This window comes from Microbacterium halophytorum (assembly GCF_002970975.1).
In the GTDB taxonomy this organism is placed as follows: domain Bacteria; phylum Actinomycetota; class Actinomycetes; order Actinomycetales; family Microbacteriaceae; genus Microbacterium; species Microbacterium halophytorum.
This window is the reverse complement of record NZ_PNFA01000009.1, coordinates 38,908-60,155: the sequence shown is the minus strand read 5'-3', so window position 1 is coordinate 60,155 and position 21,248 is coordinate 38,908. Positions and strand designations below refer to the sequence as shown.

At 70.8% G+C, this 21,248-nt stretch carries 17 protein-coding genes; 9 read left to right on the top strand and 8 right to left on the bottom strand.

All coding sequences use genetic code 11. The features are described from left to right. Positions 1–14 precede the first annotated feature (14 nt). Positions 15–674 (bottom strand): GntR family transcriptional regulator, encoded by a 660-nt coding sequence (locus tag C0010_RS15365; RefSeq protein ID WP_158685448.1) that lies wholly within the window; start codon positions 672–674, stop codon positions 15–17. 284 nt (positions 675–958) lie between these two features. On the opposite strand from C0010_RS15365, the gene C0010_RS10470 reads away from it, so the two are divergent. Together C0010_RS10470 and C0010_RS10465 are read left to right on the top strand one after the other, a co-directional pair. Then, entirely contained in the window at positions 959–3,376 is a 2,418-nt protein-coding gene (locus C0010_RS10470; RefSeq protein ID WP_105567035.1) for an ATP-dependent helicase, read from the top strand. 169 nt (positions 3,377–3,545) lie between these two features. Further along, positions 3,546–4,943, top strand: coding sequence for an SseB family protein (locus tag C0010_RS10465; protein ID WP_105567034.1), 1,398 nt, complete (start codon positions 3,546–3,548; stop codon positions 4,941–4,943). Positions 4,944–5,126: 183 nt separating this feature from the next. On the opposite strand, the gene C0010_RS10460 is transcribed toward C0010_RS10465, so the two are convergent. The 5 genes from C0010_RS10460 to C0010_RS10440 all read right to left on the bottom strand — a co-directional run bounded on the left by C0010_RS10460 (position 5,127) and on the right by C0010_RS10440 (position 9,802). Continuing rightward, complete coding sequence (locus C0010_RS10460; protein ID WP_105567033.1) at positions 5,127–6,578, bottom strand: phytoene desaturase family protein; 1,452 nt, start codon at positions 6,576–6,578, stop codon at positions 5,127–5,129. Positions 6,579–6,774: 196 nt separating this feature from the next. Then, the gene (locus C0010_RS10455) at positions 6,775–8,001 is read right to left on the bottom strand and encodes an acyl-CoA dehydrogenase family protein (RefSeq protein ID WP_105567032.1); all 1,227 of its coding nucleotides are present in this window, start codon (positions 7,999–8,001) and stop codon (positions 6,775–6,777) included. A 73-nt stretch (positions 8,002–8,074) separates the two neighbouring features. Further along, positions 8,075–8,839, bottom strand: coding sequence for a CPBP family intramembrane glutamic endopeptidase (locus C0010_RS10450; RefSeq protein WP_105567031.1), 765 nt, complete (start codon positions 8,837–8,839; stop codon positions 8,075–8,077). Beyond that, positions 8,836–9,144, bottom strand: a complete 309-nt coding sequence (locus tag C0010_RS10445; protein ID WP_105567030.1) for a transcriptional regulator — start codon at positions 9,142–9,144, stop codon at positions 8,836–8,838. The genes C0010_RS10450 and C0010_RS10445 overlap by 4 nt, the downstream gene beginning before the upstream one ends. A 1-nt stretch (position 9,145) precedes the next feature. After that, the gene (locus tag C0010_RS10440) at positions 9,146–9,802 is read right to left on the bottom strand and encodes a hypothetical protein (RefSeq protein ID WP_105567029.1); all 657 of its coding nucleotides are present in this window, start codon (positions 9,800–9,802) and stop codon (positions 9,146–9,148) included. Between the two features lie 126 nt (positions 9,803–9,928). Here C0010_RS10440 and C0010_RS10435 point away from each other — a divergent pair, with 126 nt between their 5' ends. Continuing rightward, positions 9,929–10,108, top strand: a complete 180-nt coding sequence (locus C0010_RS10435) for a hypothetical protein (protein WP_105567028.1) — start codon at positions 9,929–9,931, stop codon at positions 10,106–10,108. 162 nt (positions 10,109–10,270) lie between these two features. Here C0010_RS10435 and C0010_RS10430 read toward each other — a convergent pair whose 3' ends face one another. Together C0010_RS10430 and C0010_RS10425 are read right to left on the bottom strand one after the other, a co-directional pair. After that, positions 10,271–11,491, bottom strand: a complete 1,221-nt coding sequence (locus C0010_RS10430) for an ROK family protein (protein WP_158685446.1) — start codon at positions 11,489–11,491, stop codon at positions 10,271–10,273. Between the two features lie 5 nt (positions 11,492–11,496). Further along, a complete protein-coding gene (locus C0010_RS10425; protein ID WP_105567026.1) occupies positions 11,497–13,035 on the bottom strand; it encodes a sugar ABC transporter ATP-binding protein in 1,539 nt (512 codons plus the stop codon). A gap of 174 nt (positions 13,036–13,209) precedes the next feature. Between C0010_RS10425 and chvE the strand changes: the two genes are divergently transcribed. From chvE to C0010_RS10395, 6 genes are all read left to right on the top strand, one after another. Beyond that, positions 13,210–14,355, top strand: a complete 1,146-nt coding sequence (chvE, locus tag C0010_RS10420; RefSeq protein ID WP_105567025.1) for a multiple monosaccharide ABC transporter substrate-binding protein — start codon at positions 13,210–13,212, stop codon at positions 14,353–14,355. A gap of 141 nt (positions 14,356–14,496) precedes the next feature. Then, entirely contained in the window at positions 14,497–16,050 is a 1,554-nt protein-coding gene (gene mmsA / locus C0010_RS10415; protein WP_105567024.1) for a multiple monosaccharide ABC transporter ATP-binding protein, read from the top strand. Further along, a complete protein-coding gene (mmsB, locus tag C0010_RS10410; protein ID WP_105567023.1) occupies positions 16,047–17,273 on the top strand; it encodes a multiple monosaccharide ABC transporter permease in 1,227 nt (408 codons plus the stop codon). Before mmsA ends, mmsB begins: the two co-directional genes overlap by 4 nt. Positions 17,274–17,358: 85 nt before the next feature. Then, positions 17,359–18,627, top strand: a complete 1,269-nt coding sequence (locus C0010_RS10405) for a LacI family DNA-binding transcriptional regulator (protein ID WP_105567022.1) — start codon at positions 17,359–17,361, stop codon at positions 18,625–18,627. 314 nt (positions 18,628–18,941) lie between these two features. Continuing rightward, positions 18,942–19,658 carry an L-ribulose-5-phosphate 4-epimerase gene (locus tag C0010_RS10400; RefSeq protein ID WP_105567172.1) on the top strand — a complete coding sequence of 239 codons (717 nt, stop codon included), beginning with the start codon at positions 18,942–18,944 and terminating at the stop codon, positions 19,656–19,658. After that, a complete protein-coding gene (locus tag C0010_RS10395) occupies positions 19,655–21,238 on the top strand; it encodes a xylulokinase (protein ID WP_105567021.1) in 1,584 nt (527 codons plus the stop codon). Before C0010_RS10400 ends, C0010_RS10395 begins: the two co-directional genes overlap by 4 nt. Positions 21,239–21,248 lie beyond the last annotated feature (10 nt).

Below are 21,248 nucleotides of genomic sequence, written 5' to 3'. Positions count from 1 at the left end.
AGCGGGGCGCGCGGTCAGTCCGCGATGAAGAAGATCCTCCGCACGATGCGCTCGGCCTCGTCGGTGTCCTGCTCCTCGATGGCCCGTGCGATCTGCTCGGCGGTGTCCCGGATGACGTCGAGCGGGTGCGAGAGCTTGCTCTGGTCCCGGTACGCGCGCTCCAGGGCGTACCACGCCTCGGTGTAGGTGCGGGAGAACACGAGGTTCCCGCTGCAGACGGCGAGGTGCGACCAGAGCGAGTTGTACGCCTGGAAGATCCGCTGCACGTCGTCGGCGCTCTCGGGGTCGGCTCCGTCGGTCGACGCGATGACGGCGCGCGCGAGAGCCGCCGCGCGCTCACGCTGCGCGTCGTTCATCCGGGGCGTCGCCATCCGGATCGCAGCAGCGGCCTGGTAGCCGAGGTACTCGATCGAGTCGTCGACGTCCTTGTCCGAGACCTCGGTGATGCGGGTGAATCGGCTCGCGGACATCTCGACGAGGCCGATGCGCTCGAGCCGCTGAAGTGCTTCGCGGACGGGCATGCGGGAGACTCCGAGATCGCTCGCGATCTCCTGATCCCGGATCCGAGCACCGGGCTCGAGCGTGCCATCGATGATGGCCTCTCCGAGACGCTCGTACACGGCGTCAGCGAGCCGCTGGCTGTCCTGCTCGAGGGGTCCGGTCTTGTTTGGCATTCTGGTTCCTCCGTGCGGGCGGGGGCCCGCCAGGTTGATGGATCGTCCTGTCGCTGCGCGCCGCCGGCGCGCGCTCGTCGGGCACGGACGATGTGCTCCCTTCGGGCGAACGTATCTCGATTTGATTACGGACAACCTGAGAAACGCGCCAAGGTGCCCAACTGCCCGGGTAGTCACCTGGGGAGCTCAACGCACTTGTGGTATTGAAATACTGCGCTCAGCGGAGCTCATCCACAAGGGGGTTCGGGAGGCGCGTCGCCGGTCCCTCCTAGACTGAACGGGACATGACTGATGCCTCTTCGCCGCTCATCCTGCCCCCCGACGCCGACCGCGCTCCGAGTGGGGCGGATCCGCTCCTCGACGGTCTGAACCCGCAGCAGCGCGAGGCGGTCGAGTACCGGGGCCCCGCCCTGCTCATCGTCGCCGGCGCCGGCTCGGGGAAGACCCGCGTGCTGACGCACCGCATCGCGTCGCTGCTGCGCGCGCGGGAGGCCTGGCCGAGCCAGATCCTCGCGATCACGTTCACGAACAAGGCGGCGCAGGAGATGCGGGAGCGCGTCGAGCAGCTCGTCGGCGAAACCGCGCGCGGCATGTGGATCTCGACGTTCCACTCGGCGTGCGTGCGCATCCTCCGGCGCGAGGCCGAGCAGTTCGGCTTCACGTCGTCGTTCACGATCTACGACTCGGGCGACTCGCGCGCTCTGATCAAGCGCCTCGTCAAGGATCACGAGGCCGACGCCTACGGGCTGACGCCCGCGGGGGCGCAGTCGCGCATCTCGAAGCTCAAGAACGAACTGCACGATGCCGAGAGCTACGGGCGCACCGTGAGCACGGAGGACCCAGCGGAGCGGGTGTTCCTCGAGGTCTTCGCGGACTACCAGCGCCAGCTGCGCAAGGCGAACGCCTTCGACTTCGACGACCTGATCGCCCAGACCGTCTTCCTGTTCCGCGCGTTCCCGCACGTCGCCGACGTGTACCGCAAGAGGTTCCGGCACATCCTGGTCGACGAGTACCAGGACACGAACGCCGCGCAGTACGCGCTGATCCACGAGCTGACGCGGCCCGTGCAGAGCGAGACGGAGGCCGGCGGCATGATCGCGCTCCTGCCCGAGCAGGAGGGCGCGTCGCTGACCGTCGTCGGCGACTCCGACCAGTCGATCTACGCGTTCCGCGGGGCGGACATCCGGAACATCACCGAGTTCGAGCGCGACTTCCCCGGTGCGAAGGTCGTCCTGCTCGAGCAGAACTACCGGTCGAGCCAGAACATCCTGGACGCGGCGAACGCCGTGATCTCGAACAACTTCGACCGCAAGGACAAGAAGCTCTGGACGGCCGAGGGCGCGGGCGACGCGGTCGTCGGCTTCACGGGCTATTCGCAGCACGACGAGGCGCAGTTCGTCGCGGATGAGATCGAGGCGCTGCACCGCAAGGGCCGGCCCTACAACGAGATGGCGGTCTTCTACCGCACGAACTCGCAGTCGCGTGCGCTCGAGGAGATCTTCATCCGGTCGGCCGTGCCGTACAAGATCATGGGCGGCACGAAGTTCTACGACAGGGCCGAGATCAAGGACGCCCTCGCGTACGTCGTCGCCGTGGCGAACCCCGCCGACGAGATGGCGGTGCGGCGCATCCTGAACCGCCCGAAGCGCGGCATCGGTCAGGTGACCGAGACCCAGATCGCCCAGTTCGCGGCCGACAACGACATCTCGTTCCGCGATGCGCTCGGCCACGCGGACCAGCTCGGTGTCGGGCCGAAGCTGCGCGCCGCGATCGAGCGGCTCGACCGCGTGCTGAACGAGGCGCGGGAGATCATGCTGCCCTCGTCGGGAGATACGCCGAAGCCCACCTCGGTGACCGAGGGCGTTCAGAAGCTGCTGAACGACAGCGGGTACCTCGATGCGCTCCGCGCCTCGCGCGACCCGCAGGACGAGGCGCGCGTCGAGAACCTCGACGAGCTCGTCGCCGTCACGCGCGAGTTCGCGCGGAACAACCCGGACGGCACGCTGGTCGACTTCCTCACGGAGGTCGCCCTCGTCGCCGACAGCGACGACATCGACGACGAGTCGGGCGTCGTGTCGCTCATGACGCTGCACACCGCGAAGGGGCTCGAGTTCGACACCGTGTTCCTCACGGGAGTCGAGGAGGACCTCATCCCGCACCGCATCTCGGCGAACGAGCCGGGCGGGCCGCAGGAGGAGCGGCGCCTGTTCTACGTCGGCATCACCCGTGCGCGCCGCTCGCTGTACCTCTCTCTGGCGATGACGCGCGCGCAGTTCGGCGAGGTGTCGGTGGCGATGCCGAGCCGGTTCCTGCAGGAGATCCCGGCGGGGCTCATCGAGTGGCGCCAGTCGCCCGGCGACGTGAACTCCCGCGGCGGCACGCAGTCGCGGGCGCTGAACGCGCGGCGGCCCGGCGGGCAGGGCTCCGGCGACCGCTTCGGCGTGAAACCGCTCGCGCCGGGCGGCGGGCTGAAGCCGAAGTCGACGGCGCTCGACAAGTTCCCGAACCGCGTCACGGGCAAGGTGCGCGACAACGGCGATATGGAGCTGGCCGCGGGCGACCGCGTGCGCCACGACGACTTCGGCGAGGGCACCGTCGACGCGATCACGGGTCAGGGCCCCAAGCGCGTCGCGCACGTGCGATTCGACGAGGCGGGGGCCAAGAAGCTCCTCGTGAAGGTCGCCCCGATCACCAAGCTGTAGCGGCGCCCCGAAGGGGCGAGCGCGAAGCCGCGCCTATCGCCCATCCCCGGCGGCGGGGAGGGCGACAGCTGCGCTCTCAACGGGCCGGCGCGCCCGCGACGGCCGGGGCGGTGCCCACGCTTGCACCCTTCGGGGCGTCTGCGCTCGGCCGAGCCCCTAGGCTGGTGCCATGGGTCTGTTCTCGCGGAAGAAGAAGGACGACCGCAGCGCGAAGAAGGGCGATGCGGCCGACGCAGCGAAGGAAGCCGCGGGCGCCACCGCCGGTGAGGGTGGGGGCGAGCAGGCCCCGGATGAGGCGGGTGCGCCGAGCGCATCCGGCACGGCGGCCGGGGGCGACGGTTCGGCCACCGGTGCCATCGCGGCCGGCGGCGATTCCGCTGGCGCGGGAGGCGGCGCCGCGGCCGGCGACGGTGCCGGCGCAGGTGACGACTCCGCGGCCGGCGAGGGGGCCGGTGACGACTCCGCCGCCGGCGAGGGCGCCGCTGCGGGCACCGATGGCGCCGCATCCGGTGACACTGCCTCCGTGAACATCTCCCTCTCGGCGTTCCAGGGCCTGGGCTCCACGGGGGCCGATGCGCGCCCGGCCCAGCTCGGCGACCAGGCCGACACGAACGGCGCCGCGGCCCCCGGGCAGGCGCCCGCGGGCAGCCAGCCGGCATCCGTCGATCGGGACCCGTCGGGCGGCGAAACCGCTGCGCAGGCGGGCGCGACCAGGCGGCCGCCGCTCCCCGCAGCCCCCGCGGCCCCGCCGACCGACCTCGAGACGGTGCCCGGCCTGCGCGACAACGCGCTCGTCCGCGACGCGCTCGACGCCCTGCCCGAGAAGCCGACGGGCGCCGAGGTCATGGGCGTCATCCGGCAGATGATGCAGGGCCACCTGTACCTCCGCGTGCAGGGCGATGCCCGCAAGACCCTCGCAGAGGGCGGCCAGGTGACCTTCGGCGTCGCCAAGGCGGGCGGCAAGGACTACATGATGGTCTTCAGCTCCGGCCGCGCGCTGCGCGACGCCGTGAAGGTCGACGGTGACGCGCAGACCTCCGCCGTGGCGCAGCCGACGCCCGCGCTGATCAAGCACATGCTCGCCGGCACCTTCGCGGGCATGATCGTCGACAACTACTCCAAGGGCAGTCGGGCGGTCCTGCCCCGCGAGATCCTCGAGAAGGCCCTGAACCAGGCCGACCCGAAGATGCGCCTGAAGAACCTGCTCGCGCAGCCGCGCGACGCCGAGACGCCCGGCAAGCTCGCGGCGGTGCTCGCCGAGAAGCCGCCGCTGTGGGTCGCCGTCGGCGAGGTGCAGAAGGACGGCTCGGACGAGGACGACAAGAAGGCGTTCGGCGTCGCGGAGGCACGGCTCGCCGACGGCACGCGCCTCCTGCAGGTGTTCTCGCATCCGCTCGAGGTCGTCGCGCTCAGCCGCCCCGAGAAGGCGATGCCGCTCGCGGTCGACAAGATCGCCAAGATGCTGAAGGACCACGACCGCCTCGGCGGCGTCATCATCGACCCCGCCGGCCCCCTGATGACGCTGACGCGCGAGGAGCTCGCGCCGGTCATCGCACTCGCCGAGTGAGCCGAGGCCTCCGAACCACCGCCCGACTCGGGCGACGACGCGGACGGTCGGTGGGTTCTGGAGGCGTGCACAACGCAGTCAGATCTGCACCGCGCCGCCCTCCTGGGCATGGAATCGCGGGCTTCTCCGGCGTCACGCGGCGAGGATCGACTGCGTTGTGTTCGACCGGCCGGGCAGCGCACCCTACGCGAACACGTGCTCGAGGGACGAGGGCATGCCGCGGTCGGCGAGTGCCGTGCGTGCCGCGTGCCAGCCGGCCATACCGGTGACGCCGGGGCCCGGTGGGGTCGAGGCGCCTGCGAGGTAGACGCCGCGCATCGGCGTGCGCCACGGCGCGAGCCCGACGGTCGGGCGGCGGAACGCCTGGGCGAGCGTGAACGCTCCGCCCAGGATGTCGCCGCCGATCGCGGCGGGGTTGCCCGCCTCGCGGGCGTTGGCGGCCACGGCGTGCGAGGCCAGGACGCGGTCGCGGAAGCCGGGGGCGAAGTGCTCGATGCGTTCGGTGATGAAGGCGGTCGGGTCGATCGGGGAGCCCAACGGCACGTGGATGTACGCCCACAGCGTCTGCTTGCCCCCGGGCGCCCGTGTCGGGTCGAGCACCGACGGCTGCACCGCCAGTACATAAGGCGTCGCACCGAGGCGGCCGTGCGCGACGGCGTTCTCGCTCGCCTCGGTCTCCTCGCGGCTGCCGCCGACGTGGACCGTCGGGGCGAGGGCGAGAGCCTCGTCGGCCCAGGGCACGGGGCCGTCGAGCGCGAAGTCGACCTTCGCCGCCGCGGGGCCGTAGGCGTAGCGGCGCAGGGATCTCGCGTAGCCGGCAGGGACATCCGGAAGCGTGAGAGCCAGGCGCGGCGTTGTGTCGAGCATCAGCAGGTCTCCGCGCGCGGGGTCGCCCCAGTCGAGCGCCGAGAGATCGCGCACGTGCACGCCGGTCTCGACGCGGCCGCCGTTCGCCTCCAGATCGGCGATCATCGCGTCGGCGATGGCCTGCGCGCCGCCGCGCGGGTACCCCCACCCGCCCCGCGTGTGGCCGTGCGCCGCGAGCATCAGCCCAGCGGCCGCGCCCGCGAGCGAGGGGAGGGGCGTGTTCGCGTGCGCGAGCACGCCCGTCAGGAGCGCCTGCGCCTCCGGCGTCCGCAGCGCGGCGCGGCCCAGGCGGGTGCCGGTCGGCAGCATCCGGAGCGCGAACCGGATGGCCGTGGCCGGGTCGCGCGGCACGCGCAGCATGTTGTTGCCGGTGAAGTCGACGACCCCGTCGATGTGCTTGCTGAGCGGTCCGATCATCCGGCGCCACGCGCGCTCGTCGTCGCCGAGGCCGGCGGCCGTGCGGCCGAGGTCGCGCCACGCGATGGCGGAGCGACCGGGGGCGAGCGCCTGCGCGTAGGAGATGTCGGGTGTGATCCAATCGACGCGGTCGACGATGCCGGCTGTACGGAAGAAAGGCGACGCGATCGCGGGCGGGTGCACCGCCGAGCCGATGTCGTGGCGGAAACCGGGGAGGGTCAGCTCGGCCGTCGAGGTGCCGCCGCCGGCGATGGCGGCGGCCTCCAGCACCGTGACTTCGTAGCCGCTGCGGGCGAGCGCGACCGCCGCCGCGAGCCCGTTGGGTCCGCTGCCGATCACGGTCGCACGCATGCGCCCATCCTCGCACCGTTCGGGGCGTTCCCGCGTCACACACAGCGGGGTGGCGCCCGCCGCGCGAGCGGCCCGGACGCGCCTCGGGCGCTCGAACGACGAACATCGACACCCGCCCCCGACCGCTCGGGTGCGGCTTCGTGTGGGTGGAGGTCGGCGTGACCCGCACTTCGCCGTACCCGAGCGGTGGGAGTCCCTACGCGAACGCGCCGACGCCCGTGATGTCGCGGCCGATCAGCAGGGCCTGCACGCTCTCGGTGCCCTCGTACGTGTGGATCGCCTCGATATCGGCCAGGTGCTGCATGACGCGGTTGGAGAGAAGGATGCCGTTGCCGCCGAGCATGTCGCGGGCGGTCGCGGCGATGCGGCGGGCGGTGCGGGTGTTGTGGAACTTCGCGAGCGACGCCTGGGTAGGGCGGAGCGCGCCGGATGCCTCGACGTCGGCGAGGCGGCGGCAGTAGAGCTGCATCGACGTGAGGTCGGCGAGCATTTCGGTGAGCCGCTGCTGCACCATCTGGAAGCGCGCGAGCGGCTTGCCGAACTGGTCTCGCTGGCCGGCGTACGCCAGCGCCGCTTCGTAGCAGGCGGTCGCGTGGCCGAGCGCCGACCACGCCACGCCCGAGCGGGTCGCGAACAGCACGCGCGAGGCGTCCTTGAACGAGTGCGCGCCCGGCAGCACGGCGTCGGTCGCGACGCGCACGCCGTCGAGCCGGATGTGCGCCTGGTGGATCGCGCGCAGCGCGACCTTCCCCTCGATCACGCTGGCCCCGTAGCCGGGCGCGGTCTGCTCGACGAGGAAGCACCGAACGGCGCTGTCATCGGGGTCGCCCGGCGCGTCGACGCGCGCCCACACGAACGTGATGCCGCCGGAGGCGCCGTTGCCGATCCACTTCTTGGCGCCCCGGATGACCCATCCGGACTCGTCTCGGGATGCCGTCGTCTCGAGCGAGGTCGAGTCGGAGCCGTGGGTCGGCTCCGTGAGGGCGAACGCGCCGAGCACCGTGCCGTCGGCGAGCGGGCGGAGCCAGCGCTCCTTCTGCGCGTCGGAGCCGAACAGCGCGAGCGTGCGCAGCGCGAGCCCGCCCTGGACGGCGAGGATCGTGCCGAGCGAGCCGTCGCCGCGCGAGGTCTCCATGTTGACGAGGCCGGCCGCCAGCGGCGTCAGGCGCGTGAGGCCGTCGTGCTCGACGCCGTCGGTGAGCAGGTCGAGCTCGCCCATCCGGGGCACGACCTCTGTCGGGTATTCGGCGGTCTCCCACGCCTTCAGCATCCGGTCGCCCACCTCGTCGACGAGGGTGCGGGCGCGCGCCCACGCGTCGCGATCGGCGCCTGCGACGTCGGCGAAGACGGCGTAGTAGTCGGTGTCGAGCGGGCGGGTGACCTCGTACGGCGCTGTGCGATCGCCTGGCAGTTCTGCGGGCATGGCGCCACGCTATTGCGCCGCCGTCGGGCCTGCCAGCCGGTTGTGGGGTTCCGACATCGCGGCCCGGTGCGGGTCACCCGACGTCGATGAACAGGAACAGCAGTGCGGGGGCGCTCGTGAGCACGTTCACGACGAAGTGCGCGATGACGATCGGCAGCAGACGCCCCTGCCAACGGGCGATCAGCGCGGAGCCGAGGCCCCACACCGTGAAGGCCGCGAACATCGCTGCGGCGGCGCTCCACGTCGCGGCGAACCAGAGATGCTGGAATCCGAACGCGACCGATGGGACGACGACGCCCGCCCAGCCGCCGAGGCCGCGCTGTGCGATGCCGCGGTAGGCGAGCTCCTCGACGGGGGCGTTGACGGGGGCGAACAGCACGACGCCGACCACGGCGACCAGCGGCGCGATGGCGGCCGGGATGTCGACGAGCGTGCTCGGCGACGCGAAGGCGGTCTCGAACGCGGCGAAGGGGTCGGGCTCGAAGATTGCGAGCGTGCCGATCAGGGCGCCGGCGAACGGCAGGTACAGGGCGGCGAGCCACACGAAGCCCCACAGCACGTCGATGCCGATTCCGCGGGGACCCGGGACGAGCATGTCGCGCACCCGAGTGCCGCGCCGCCGCAGCGTTCGGATCACGACCACCCACGTGAGGACGTTCACGGGGAGGATCGTCCAGGTCGCGATCATCGACCCTGGAGGGAACGCCCATCGCCCGTTCGCCGCGAGCAGCAGCAGACCACCGGCGAGGGCGGCCAGCACGATGAGCGCGAGCCGGACGGTCAGCACGGCCCACGCGTCGGCAGCGGTGAAGGCGGGGGAGCGGCCCGAGACCCTCATTGCGACACCTCGTCGGCGGACAGCAGGGACAGCAGCTCGGCGCGGTACTGCGCGAACGCGAGGCGACCGGGGGCGGTGAGGGAGACATGCGTCACAGGCTTGCGCCCCTGGAACTCCTTGCCGATCGCGACGTAGCCGGCATCCTCGAGCTTTGCGAGGTGCGTGGTGAGGTTGCCCGCGGTGAGGCCGAGCTCCCGCTGCACCTGTACGAACGGGATCTCGTCCGCTGGGTCGCGCAGAGCGGCGGCGAGCAGCGTGACGACGCGCAGGCGGACGGGCGCGTGGATGACCGGGTCGAGCGCCATCTCACGCACCCGCCAGAGGGCCGACGACGCGGCCCGAGCGGGCGGCGGCGACGAAGAACGTGCACCCGGATGCGGCGTACACGAGCCAGTGGTTCGGCACGGCGACCGTGGTGGCGGCGATCGTCGCGAGGCACAGGACGAGCCCGACGACGAACGGCGTGCGCGTGCCGCTGAGCGCCGACCCGACCATGTAGAGCGTGGCGAAGACGAGCGTGAACGCGCCGGGGAACACGAGCGCGAGGGCTTCTTCGTCGAGCCCGGCGCGCGCGAGCGCGACCGTGAACATCACGACGGCCGCAGTGCCGATCGAGATCGTCCAGCCGTACAGCGCTCCGGTGCGCGCGCTCGGCCCGCGCACGCCGCGCCCCATCCGTGCGCCGATGATCCCCGAGACGACGAGCGCCCCGCCGACGAGTGCGGCGATCGCGATGTCGACCGCCGGTGCCGGGATTCGGAAAAGCGGGTTGCCGCCGAGAGCGCCAACCTGGCTCCACTTCACCGTGTAGCCCAGCACCCAGACGACGCCCCAGATCACGAGAAGGGCGCCGCCGAGGCGCGCCGTCCGCTGGTCGAGGGCTCGCTGCTGCTCGGCCATCACCCGCGCCATCTCGGCGGGGTCGGGTGCGTCTTCGTCGCGGCGATCCTCCTGCGGGTCCATGCAAAGTAGTTTGTGGCGCAAACCTGCGCGCGTCAAGACCCTGGGATCCGAGGCGTTCGGGGCGAGTGTTTTCGGATGAGCGGACCTTGCGGTTAGGGTGGAGCGCAAGCGTCAGAAAGGGCACGTATGTTCCTGCTCAGCATCATCCTCTTCATCGGTGGTATCGCCCTGTTCGGCGTGGCATTCATGCCGTTCATCACCGTCGGCTTCGTGCACGCCCTCGTGTTCGCGCTCGGCATCGTCGCCGTGTGCCTCGCGATGGCCCTGCCGATCCATGCGAAGTCGGGCGCTAAGTACCAGCGCTGACACCCGACGAACAGCGCCCCCGCTCCTCGGAGCGGGGGCGCTGTCGCGTTCTGCGGGCCGAGACCCGGATGGATCCGTGCCGCCGTCGAGTCATGGCGCCGGATGCATCGACGAAGGCACGAGAACGAGGCGGCGCGGTGCCGCGGAGCGCGGCGCCGCGCCTCAGTGCCCCGCGCGGCGCGGGGCGCGAGCGGCGGGGTCGGCGAGGAGCGGCGCGAACGCGAGCTCGGCCGGGGCGATCTGCATCAGGTGGGAGCGCATGTGGGCGCGCTCGAGGCGCACCGACCGGCCGTCGGCGCCGACGGGTTCGACCCGCACGGCGTTCGAGAGCCGTTCGCGGCTCGTCGCCAGCAGCACGCCGAGGTAACCCGACAGCACGACGACCTCGGGCGCGAAGGCGTTCACGAAGTTCGTCAGGGCGATCGAGAGCACATCGACCTGGCGGGCGACCTCCGCGATCACCGCGGGATTCCGCACGACCCCGAGCTCGATGTCGAGCTCGTCCTCGTCGAGGTTGCGCCTGCCGAGCAGGTCGAGCACGCGGTGCGGATTCAGCTCGGCCTCGAGGCATCCGCGGCGGCCGCACGTGCATTTGGTGCCGCCGGGGTTGACGACGGCGTGCCCGAGCTCGCCGGCGAACCCGCTCGTGCCGCGCAGCAGCGTGCCGTCGAAGATCAGCCCGCCGCCGATGCCGGTCGTCGAGCCCGCCATGTAGAGCATGTTCTCGATGCCGCGACCCATGCCGAAGCGGGCCTCGGCCATGGCGCCCACGCTCGCGTCGTTGGCGGCCGCCACGGGCATTCCGAGCGCGGACGAGAGGCGGCTCGCGATGTGCTCGCGCTTCCATCTGAGGGGAGGCGCGACCAGCACGGTGCCGGCCTCGTCGACGAGCCCCGGGATGGCGACGCCCGCGCCGACGAGGCGGTAGTGCCTGTCGATGTCGGCGCGCATGCCGTCGACGAGCGACGACGTGATCTGGGCGAAGCGGCGGGGGCTCGGGGCGCCGGCGAGGTCGTGCCGAACGCGCGAGTGCACGGTGCCCGCGAGGCCGACGAGCGAGACCGTGACGGCATCGGGCTCGGCCCGCACGCTGAGCGCGGCGACCGCGTCATCGGCCGCGACGCCCAGGGACGGGCGACCGACGCGGCCGGTCGGTGCCGTGCTCGTCTCGACGGCGAGGCCCAACTCCGTCAGCTCCGTGACGAGGCCCGTGACGGTCGAGCGGTTCAGGCCCGTCGCCGTGCCGATCGCCGACCGCGACTGCGGCCCGTCGACATGCACGAGCTGCAGCACGGACGCGAGGTTCTGCTGGCGCACCTCTTCGTTCGTCGTGCGGCCGGTGGGTTGGCGCTTCGAGAGGGGCAGGGGGGAAGGGACGTGCATGGTGCTCACCTCGCGCCCGCTCCGTCCGCCGTCATCAGGTGCATCAGGCGCTCCTGCGTCGCGTCCTCGCGCGCGACCTCGCCGGTGATCCGGCCCTCCGCCAGCGTATAGATCCGGTCGGACAGCCCGATCACCTCCGGCAGCTCGGACGAGATCAGCACGATGGCCTTGCCCTGCGCGGCGAGCTCGTTCACGAACCCGTAGATCTCGTACTTCGCGCCGACATCGATGCCGCGCGTCGGCTCGTCCAGGATCAGGACATCCGGGGTCGAGAACAGCCATTTCGCCAGCACGACCTTCTGCTGGTTGCCGCCGGAGAGGTTGCCGACGATCTCGGTGACACCGCGCGCCTTGATGTTCATCTTGTAGCGGTAGGCGTCGGCGATCTTGTACTCCCGGATGAGGTCGAGCAGGCCCCCGCGGGTGAGTCTGTCGAGCGCGACGGCCGAAACGTTCGTCCGGATGTCGGTGAACATGTTCAGCCCGTGGCCGCGCCGGTCCTCCGGCACGTACACGATGCCGTGTTCGATCGCGCGCTGCACCGTGGACACGTCGACCCGCTCTCCGTGCAGGAACGCCGAGCCGGAGATGCGCGTTCCGTAGGAACGGCCGAAGATGCTCATCGCCAGCTCGGTGCGCCCGGCGCCCATGAGGCCGGCGAAGCCGACGATCTCGCCGGATCGCACGTGGAACCCGACGTCGTCGATCGCGTGGCGATCCGGCGCATCCGGTCGCCCGACGCTCCAGTTCTCGATGCGGAAGAGCTCGTCGCCGATGAGGGGCTCGCGCGGCGGGAACAGGCTGTCGAGGTCGCGGCCGACCATCGCCCGGATGATCCTGCCCTCGTCGGTCTCCGGCTCGTCGCGATGCATCGTTTCGACGTTCTCGCCGTCGCGCAGAACCGTGATGCGGTCGGCGATCTGCATCACCTCGCGGAGCTTGTGCGAGATCAGGATGCACGTGATGCCGTGCTCGCGGAGCCGCGCGATGAGCGAGAGCAGGCGCGCCGAGTCGGCCTCGCCGAGGGCCGCGGTCGGCTCGTCGAGGATCAGGATCCGGACGTCCTTCGACAGAGCCTTCGCGATCTCGACGAGCTGTCGCTTGCCGATGCCGAGTTCGGAGACGGGGGTCGACGGATTCTCGTCGAGGCCGACGCGCTCCAGGGCCGCCGCCGCCCGCGTGTGCGTCGCGTGCCAGTCGATGAACCCGCGCGAGGCGATCTCGCTCCCGAGGAAGAGGTTCTCGGCGATCGTCAGCTGTGGAACGAGCGCGAGCTCCTGGTGGATGATCACGATCCCGTGGGCCTCGCTGTCGGCGAGCGAGCGGAAGCCCACGGCCTCGCCGTCGAGCTCGATCGTGCCCTCGTAGGTCCCGGATGGATAGACCCCGGAGAGCACGTTCATGAGCGTCGACTTGCCCGCTCCGTTCTCGCCGCAGAGCGCGTGCACCTCGCCTGCGGCGATCTCAAGCGATACATCGCTCAGTGCCGCGACGCCCTGGAACCGCTTCGTGATTCCGCTCGTGCGGAGGATGGTCTGCGGCATGGATTCGCCTCGGAGCGGTTCGGACGGGGGTCTGTCGATGTTATGCGAAAGTAATTTGTACGCGGGCCCGTCAATATGTAATGCTCTCACGAGCGATCGGCGCGGACCAGCGCCGACGCGGATCGGAGGCGCTGCATTCCGCGGCGTTGGACCTCGACGAAGAGAGACACAGCAATGAAGCGAAACGGCATGCGAATGGTCGCGCTCACGGGCGCCGTCGCACTCGGGCTCGGCCTCGCCGGCTGCTCGGGCGGTTCGGAAGGCGGCGGCGGCGACGCTGCGGCCGAGGACATCCAGGTCGGCGTTGCGATGCCGACCGAGACGAGCGAGCGGTGGATCGCCGACGGCGACGCCGTCAAGTCGCAGCTCGAGGAGGCCGGCTACGAGGTCGACCTGCAGTTCGCCAACGACGACATCCCCCGTCAGCAGCAGCAGCTCGACCAGATGATCACGAACGGCGCCGACATCCTGATCGTCGCGTCGATCGACGGCACGGCGCTCGCGACGCAGCTGGAGAACGCGGCGAGCAAGGGCATCCCGGTGATCGCCTACGACCGCCTCATCAACGGCACCGAGGACGTCGACTTCTACGTCACGTTCGACAACTACACCGTCGGCGTGCAGCAGGCGCAGTCCCTCCTGCGCGGCCTCGGCTACCTCGACGAGAACTACGAGGAGACCGGCCTCGACGAGGAGAAGATCATCGAGGTGTTCGCCGGTTCGCCCGACGACAACAACGCGACCTTCTTCTACAACGGCGCGATGGACACGCTGAAGCCGTTCCTCGACGACGGCCGCCTCACGATCGGCTCCGGCCAGGACGACTTCGACACCGTCTCGACGCTGCGCTGGGACCAGGCCACGGCCCAGAAGCGCATGGAAGACCTCATCACGAGCACCTACGACGGCGGCTCCGGCCAGCTCGACGGCGTGCTCTCGCCGTTCGACGGCATCTCGCGCGGCATCATCACGGCGCTCGAGAACGCCGGCTACGGCTCGACCATCGAGGAGGGCCTGCCGGTCCTCTCGGGCCAGGACGCCGAGATCGCGTCGGTGAAGATGATCGAGGACGGCGTGCAGTACGCCACCATCTTCAAGGACACGCGCAAGCTCGCGACCGCGGCCGTCGACGCCGCCTCGGCGTACGCCGAGGGCTCCGAGCCCGAGGCCAACGACACCGAGTCGTACGACAACGGCGTCAAGGTCGTGCCGTCGTTCCTGCTCGAGTCCGACATCGTCACGCAGGCCGAGATCCAGCCGCTGCTGATCGACTCCGAGTACTGGACCGAGGACGAAGTCGCCTCGGGCGTCGCCGAGTAAGGCACTTCCCGCCGGGCCCGGTGCTGACGCGCCGGGCCCGGCATCACCCGAGACATCCCGAACCCGGGTGGCGGCGGGCGCGCCGAAGCGCCGCCCGCCGCCACCCGGAGTCGCCCTGCAATGTCACAGACAGGAGCAGCGATGGCTGACGCGATCCTCGAGATGCGCAACATCATCAAGAACTTCCCCGGCGTCAAGGTGCTCAAGGACGTCAACCTGAGCGTCGAGCGCGGCGAGATCCACGCGATCTGCGGCGAGAACGGCGCCGGCAAATCCACCCTCATGAAGGTGCTGTCGGGCGTCTACCCGCACGGCTCCTTCGACGGTCAGATCGTCTTCGACGGCCAGCCGCAGAGCTTCGGCGGGATCAAGGATTCCGAAGAGGCCGGCATCGTCATCATCCACCAGGAGCTGGCGCTCGTGCCGTACCTCTCGGTCGCCGAGAACCTCTTCCTCGGCAACGAGATCACGCACGGCGCGCTGATCGACTGGAACGAGGCCAACAAGCGCGCGGCCGAACAGCTCGAGCGCGTCGGCCTGCACGAGAACCCGACCACGCCGGTCGGCCAGCTCGGCGTCGGCAAGCAGCAGCTCATCGAGATCGCGAAGGCGCTCACGAAGGACGTCAAGCTGCTGATCCTCGACGAGCCGACGGCGGCGCTGAACGACACGGACTCCGAGCACCTGCTCGGCCTGCTCCGGGAGCTGCGTGACCAGGGCATCACGTGCATCATCATCAGCCACAAGCTCGGCGAGATCGTCGACATCGCCGACTCGACGACCATCATCCGCGACGGCGAGACGATCGAGACGCTCGACATGACCGGCCCGGATGCGACGCAGGACCGCATCATCCGGGGCATGGTCGGCCGCTCGCTCGAGAGCCGCTTCCCGCCGCGCACCCCCGACATCGGGGACGAGATCTTCCGGATCGAGGACTGGCGCGTCATGCATCCGACGCAGGCGGGGCGCGTGGTCGTCGAGGGCGCGTCGCTGAACGTGCGCGCGGGCGAGATCGTCGGCATCGCCGGTCTGATGGGCGCGGGGCGCACCGAGTTCATGATGAGTGTGTTCGGCCGCAGCTACGGGCGCGACGCTTCGGGCAAGGTGTTCCTGAAGGGCGAGGAGATCTCGACCCGCACTGTGAAGGACGCGATCGACAACCGCATCGCGTACGTATCGGAGGATCGGAAGCACTTCGGCCTCAACCTCATCTCCGACATCAAGACGAACATCACCTCCGCGGCGCTCGGCAAGATCGTCTCCGGCGGGATGTTCGTCAACAACAACGAAGAGATCAAGGTCGCGGAGCAGTACCGCACCGATCTCAACATCAAGTCCCCGACGGTCGCGCAGATCGTCGGCAACCTCTCCGGCGGCAACCAGCAGAAGGTCGTGCTGTCGAAGTGGCTCTACACCGACCCCGACGTCCTCATCCTCGACGAGCCCACGCGCGGCATCGACGTCGGGGCCAAGTACGAGATCTACGAGATCATCGGTGCGCTCGCGGCGGCAGGGAAGGCCGTGATCGTCGTGTCGAGCGAGCTGCCTGAGCTCCTCGGCCTGTCCGATCGCGTGTACTCCCTCGCCTACGGGCGCATCACCGGCGAGCTCCCGGCCGCCGAAGCAACGCAGGAGAAGCTCATGTCGCTGATGACGATCGAACCCACCAATACGAAGGGGATCGCAGTATGAAGAACAACGTCTTCGTCGAGGTCAAGGACCTGCTGACCCACAATCTGCGGACCTCCGGCATCTACATCGCGTTCGTCGCGATCGTCCTCCTGTTCACGATCCTGACGCAGGGCACCCTGCTCAGTGCCGAGAACGTCACGAACATCGTGCTGCAGAACGCGCACATCCTGATCATGGCGCTCGGCATGATCCTGGTGATCGTCGGCGGACACATCGACCTGTCGGTCGGGTCCGTGCTCGCGTTCGCATCCGCCGTCTCGGCCGTGCTCGTCATCCGGATGGGCATGCCCTGGTGGATGGGCGTGCTCGCCGCGATCATCGTCGGCATCCTCGTGGGTGTCTGGCAGGGCTTCTGGGTCGCCTACGTCGGCATCCCGGCGTTCATCGTGACGCTTGCCGGCATGCTGCTGTTCCGCGGCCTGACCTGGCTCGTGCTCGACAACGTCTCGCTGTCGCCGTTCCCCGGCGCGTACCGGGAGATCGCATCCGGGTTCCTCGACGGCACGTTCGGCGCGATAACGATCGCAGAGGGGCAGGGCCTGAAGGCCGTTCCCCAGACGCTCGACGTCTTCACGCTCCTGATCGGCGTGCTCGCCGTCGGCGGCATCATCGTCAGCTCCATCCGCTCGCGCCGCACGAAGCAGAACTACAACCAGCCCGTCGAGTCGATGTTCCTGTTCGTGCTGAAGCTCGTGGTCATCTCGGCCGTGCTGCTGGCCTTCGCCGCCGCGCTCGCCTACAACCGCGGCTTCCCGTACGTCCTGATCATCCTGGCCGTGCTGATCCTCGTGTACCAGGTCGTGACGAACCGCACGATCTTCGGGCGCCACGTGTACGCCGTCGGCGGCAACCTCGCCGCGGCCCGCCTCAGCGGCGTGAACGTGCGCAGCACGAACTTCTGGATCTTCGTGAACATGGGCTTCCTGACGGGTATCGCCGCCGCGGTGTTCTCGTCGCGCTCGAACGGCGCACAGCCGGGCATGGGCAACATGTTCGAGCTCGACGTCATCGCGGCCTGCTTCATCGGCGGTGCGTCGACGATGGGCGGCGTCGGCCGCGTGGGCGGCGCGCTCATCGGTGGCCTCGTGATGGCGGTGATGACCAACGGCATGCAGCTGATGGGCGTGCCGCAGTCGATGCAGCAGATCATCAAGGGCCTCGTGCTCCTGCTCGCCGTCGCGTTCGACATCTACAACAAGCGCCGCGCGGGCCAGGCCCGCTGAGCCTTCGCGCCTCGCGATACGATCGGCCCCGTCCCGTGCCCGCCTGGGCGCGGGGCGGGGCCGTTTCCGACGAAGGGACACCACGATGGCTGACGCGGGCACGAAGCGCACCCGCCCTGCGGGGGTGCGCGAGGTCGCGGCGGCGGCGAACGTGTCGCGCCAGACCGTGTCGCGCGTCATCAACGACAACCCGGATGTGGCGCCCGCGACCCGCGAGCGCGTCCTGGCCGCGATGGCCCGGCTCGACTACCGCGTGAACAACGCGGCGCGCGTGCTCGGCACGAGCCGTTCCCGCACGATCGGCGTGCTCGCGAGCGACGTGCTGCAGTACGGCCCGATGCGCAGCCTCGTCGCCGTCGAGGAGTCGGCGCGCGCGGCGGGGTACTGGGTGTCGACGGCGTTCGTCGACCCGGATGACGAGGAGTCGGTTCTCGGGGGCATCGAGCACCTGCGCGCGCAGGGCGTCGAGGGGCTTGTGCTGTTCGCGCCGCACGCGCACCTCGCCGAGCGCCTCGGCTCGATGGCGTTCGGGATCCCGACGGCGATGCTGCTCTCGGCGCCCGACGGGGTCGGGGCGCCCGGAACGTCGGGCCCTCGGGCGGGCGGAGATCCGGGGGCTTCCTCCGGTGACGCTCCGGTGCGCGGCGCGTCCGGGGCGGACGGCGCCGGCGAGGCCGCCGCGCCTGACGCGCGGGAGCGGCGCGGAGGGCACCCGTCGGCGGCAGGCATCGCCGAGAGCGGGGCCTCCGGTGGCGGCTCCGCGCCGACATCCGGGGCCGAGAGGCCCGCGGCATCGGCCGTCGACCAAGTCGCGGGGGCCCGGATGGCGGTCGCCGAGCTCGCCGACGCCGGCCACACGGCGATCGCCCACGTGGCGGGCCCGGATGAATGGCTCGAGTCGCGGGCGCGGCGGGCCGGCGCCGAGGCGGAGCTGAAGGCACGCGGGCTCGAACCCGCCGTCGTGATCGCGGGGGACTGGACCCCGCGGGCCGGCTATGAGGCGGCGGACGGCGTGCTCGCATCCGGCGCGACGGCCGTGTTCGCGGCGAACGACCAGATGGCGCTCGGCCTGATCGGGCGCCTGCGCGCGCTCGGCGTCGCGGTTCCCGAGGACGTCAGCGTCGTCGGGTTCGACGACACACCCGAGGGGGAGTACGGGTGGCCGCCCCTGACGACCGTCCGGCAGGACTTCGCCGAGCTCGCCCGCCGCGCCGTCGCCATGGTGACGGGCTCGGAGCCGTCGGCCGAGCCACTGGCGCCCCAGCTCATCCGGCGCGGATCGGTCGCCCCGCCGCGCGCAATCGAGGAGATTCAGCAGGATCGAGGGCGAATCGACGAGAAAGCTCCTCGATGACGCGGTTTCTCCTCGATGGTGCGCGGGTTCGGATGGCGCAGGGCCTCCGGGCGTGCGCAGAGCGCGTCGTGCGGAGGGGCTCCAGACGTTGACCGAACCGCCTGCGCGGCGCGCACACGCGAGGAGATTCAGCAGGATCGAGGACTTATCCGCGCGAAAGCTCCTCGATGATGCCGTTTCTCCTCGATCGCGCGCGGGTGCGCGCTGCGGCCGGCTTCGCGCGGCCGGATGCGGCCGCGCGGCTTGCCCAGCCGGAGCCCGGCGCCTAGGCTTATTGTGACCGGTCACATCGACACACTGCAGTGAGGACACCCGTGAGCAACGCCGCCGAGTTTTCCCCCGAGATCGAAGAAGCGATCGCCTCCGTCCGCGCCGATGTCGCGGAGCTCCACGGTGAGCTCGTGCGCTACGGCCTCGTCATCTGGACGGGAGGCAACGTGTCGGGCCGCGTGCCCGACGCCGACCTGTTCGTGATCAAGCCCTCGGGCGTCAGCTACGACGACCTCGCGCCCGACAACATGATCCTGTGCGACCTCGACGGCAACGTGATCCCCGGCTCGCTCGGCAGCGAGCGCGCCCCGTCGAGTGACACCGCAGCGCACGCCTACGTCTACCGCAATATGCCCGAGGTCGGCGGCGTCGTGCACACGCACTCGACCTTCGCGGTCGCGTGGGCCGCCCGCGGCGAGGAGATCCCGTGCGTCATCACGGGCATGGCCGACGAGTTCGGCGGCCCGATCCCCGTCGGGCCGTTCGCGATCATCGGCGACGACTCGATCGGTCGAGGCATCGTCGAGACCCTCAGCGGGCACCGATCGCGCGCCGTGCTGATGCAGAACCACGGCCCGTTCACGATCGGCGTGAACGCGAAGGACGCCGTCAAGGCCGCCGTCATGACCGAGGACGTCGCCCGCTCGGTGCACTACGCACGCGAGGCGGGCGAGCTCATCCCGATCCCGCAGGACAAGATCGACAGCCTGTACAACCGCTACCAGAACGTGTACGGCCAGTCGACGGACGCGCGCCGATGAGCGCCCGCGACGACATCCTCGGCGGGGCGACGAGCCTCGGCATCGAGCTCGGCTCCACCCGCATCAAGGCCTGCCTGATCGGCTCCGAGCCCGGAGAGGTGATCGCGACGGGCTCGTTCTCGTGGGAGAACGCGCTCGTCGACGGACTCTGGTCGTACGACCTCGACGACGTGTGGAAGGGCCTGCAGGCGGCGTTCGCCGCGCTGTCCGACGACGCGCACGAGCGCCACGGGGCACGCCCCCAGCAGGTCGGCGCGATCGGCATCTCGGCGATGATGCACGGCTACCTCGCCTTCGACGCGGCGGGGGAGCAGCTCGTGCCGTTCCGCACGTGGCGCAACACCAACACGGGCGTCGCCGCCGCAGAGCTCAGCGGACTGTTCGGCGTGAACATCCCACTGCGGTGGACGATCGCGCACCTGCACCAGGCCGTCGTCGACGCCGAGCCGCACGTGCCGAGCCTCGACTTCGTCACGACGCTCGCGGGCTACGTGCACTACCGGCTCACGGGCGAGCGCGTGCTCGGCGTCGGGGATGCCTCCGGCGTCTTCCCGATCGACTCGGCGACCGGCACCTACGACGCGGCGATGATCGACGCGTACACCGCGGTCGCGGAGGGCCGCCTGCCGGCCGCCGTCACCGACATCCTGCCGCGCGTGCTCCCGGCCGGCGCACCGGCCGGTGCCCTCACCAGCGAGGGCGCGGCCCTCCTCGATCCGACGGGCGGCCTCCGGCCCGGCGCCGCGCTCTGCCCGCCCGAGGGCGACGCGGGAACGGGCATGGTCGCGACCAACTCGGTCGCGCCGCGCACTGGCAACGTCTCGGCCGGCACCAGCATCTTCGCGATGGTCGTGCTCGAGCGCCCGCTCGCCTCGGCGCACCACGAGCTCGACCTCGTGACGACGCCGGCGGGCGACGCCGTCGCGATGGTGCACTGCAACAACGGCGCGAGCGAGCTCGGCGCCTGGGCCGGCCTGTTCCAGCGCTTCTCGGCCGCGGCCGGCACCGAGCTGACGAGCGACCGGGTGTTCGAGGCGCTGCTCGGCGAGGCCCTCGTCGGCGAACCGGATGCCGGCGGCCTCGTCGCGTACAACCACCTCGCCGGTGAGCCCGTCGCGGGCCTCACCGACGGCCGCCCGGTCGTCGTGCGCACGCAGGACAGCGAGCTGTCGCTCGCCAACTTCATGCGCGCGCAGATCTACGGTGTCTTCGGCACCCTCGCCCTCGGCATGCAGGTGCTCGAGGGGGAGGGGGTCGCGATCGACCGGATGTATGCCCACGGCGGCATGTTCCGCACGGCGGGCGTCGCGCAGCGCTTCCTCGCCGGGGCCATCGGCGCGCCCGTCGAGGTCGGCGACCTCGCGAGCGAGGGCGGTGCCTGGGGCATCGCCGTGCTCGCGTCGTACCTCGGCAAGGCGGGCGAGAAGTCGCTCGCCGCCTACCTCGCCGACGACGTCTTCGCCTCTGCGGAGACCGTCGTCGCCCATCCGGAGCCCGCCGATGTGGCCGGGTTCTCCGCTTACCTCGACCGCTACCGCGCGGGCCTCGGCGTCGTCGCCGCGGCCGCGCAGTCCCTCTGAACCGAACGGA

Coding starts and splice junctions, on each gene's coding strand:
- C0010_RS10435 (WP_105567028.1), top strand. CDS start 9,929: ATGTTCCTGCTCAGCATCATCCTCTTCATCGGTGGTATCGCCCTGTTC.
- C0010_RS15365 (WP_158685448.1), bottom strand. CDS start 674: ATGCCAAACAAGACCGGACCCCTCGAGCAGGACAGCCAGCGGCTCGCT.
- C0010_RS10430 (WP_158685446.1), bottom strand. CDS start 11,491: ATGCACGTCCCTTCCCCCCTGCCCCTCTCGAAGCGCCAACCCACCGGC.
- C0010_RS10425 (WP_105567026.1), bottom strand. CDS start 13,035: ATGCCGCAGACCATCCTCCGCACGAGCGGAATCACGAAGCGGTTCCAG.
- C0010_RS10465 (WP_105567034.1), top strand. CDS start 3,546: ATGGGTCTGTTCTCGCGGAAGAAGAAGGACGACCGCAGCGCGAAGAAG.
- mmsA (WP_105567024.1), top strand. CDS start 14,497: ATGGCTGACGCGATCCTCGAGATGCGCAACATCATCAAGAACTTCCCC.
- chvE (WP_105567025.1), top strand. CDS start 13,210: ATGAAGCGAAACGGCATGCGAATGGTCGCGCTCACGGGCGCCGTCGCA.
- C0010_RS10405 (WP_105567022.1), top strand. CDS start 17,359: ATGGCTGACGCGGGCACGAAGCGCACCCGCCCTGCGGGGGTGCGCGAG.
- C0010_RS10445 (WP_105567030.1), bottom strand. CDS start 9,144: ATGGCGCTCGACCCGGTCATCCACGCGCCCGTCCGCCTGCGCGTCGTC.
- C0010_RS10455 (WP_105567032.1), bottom strand. CDS start 8,001: ATGCCCGCAGAACTGCCAGGCGATCGCACAGCGCCGTACGAGGTCACC.
- C0010_RS10440 (WP_105567029.1), bottom strand. CDS start 9,802: ATGGACCCGCAGGAGGATCGCCGCGACGAAGACGCACCCGACCCCGCC.
- C0010_RS10450 (WP_105567031.1), bottom strand. CDS start 8,839: ATGAGGGTCTCGGGCCGCTCCCCCGCCTTCACCGCTGCCGACGCGTGG.
- mmsB (WP_105567023.1), top strand. CDS start 16,047: ATGAAGAACAACGTCTTCGTCGAGGTCAAGGACCTGCTGACCCACAAT.
- C0010_RS10460 (WP_105567033.1), bottom strand. CDS start 6,578: ATGCGTGCGACCGTGATCGGCAGCGGACCCAACGGGCTCGCGGCGGCG.
- C0010_RS10470 (WP_105567035.1), top strand. CDS start 959: ATGACTGATGCCTCTTCGCCGCTCATCCTGCCCCCCGACGCCGACCGC.
- C0010_RS10395 (WP_105567021.1), top strand. CDS start 19,655: ATGAGCGCCCGCGACGACATCCTCGGCGGGGCGACGAGCCTCGGCATC.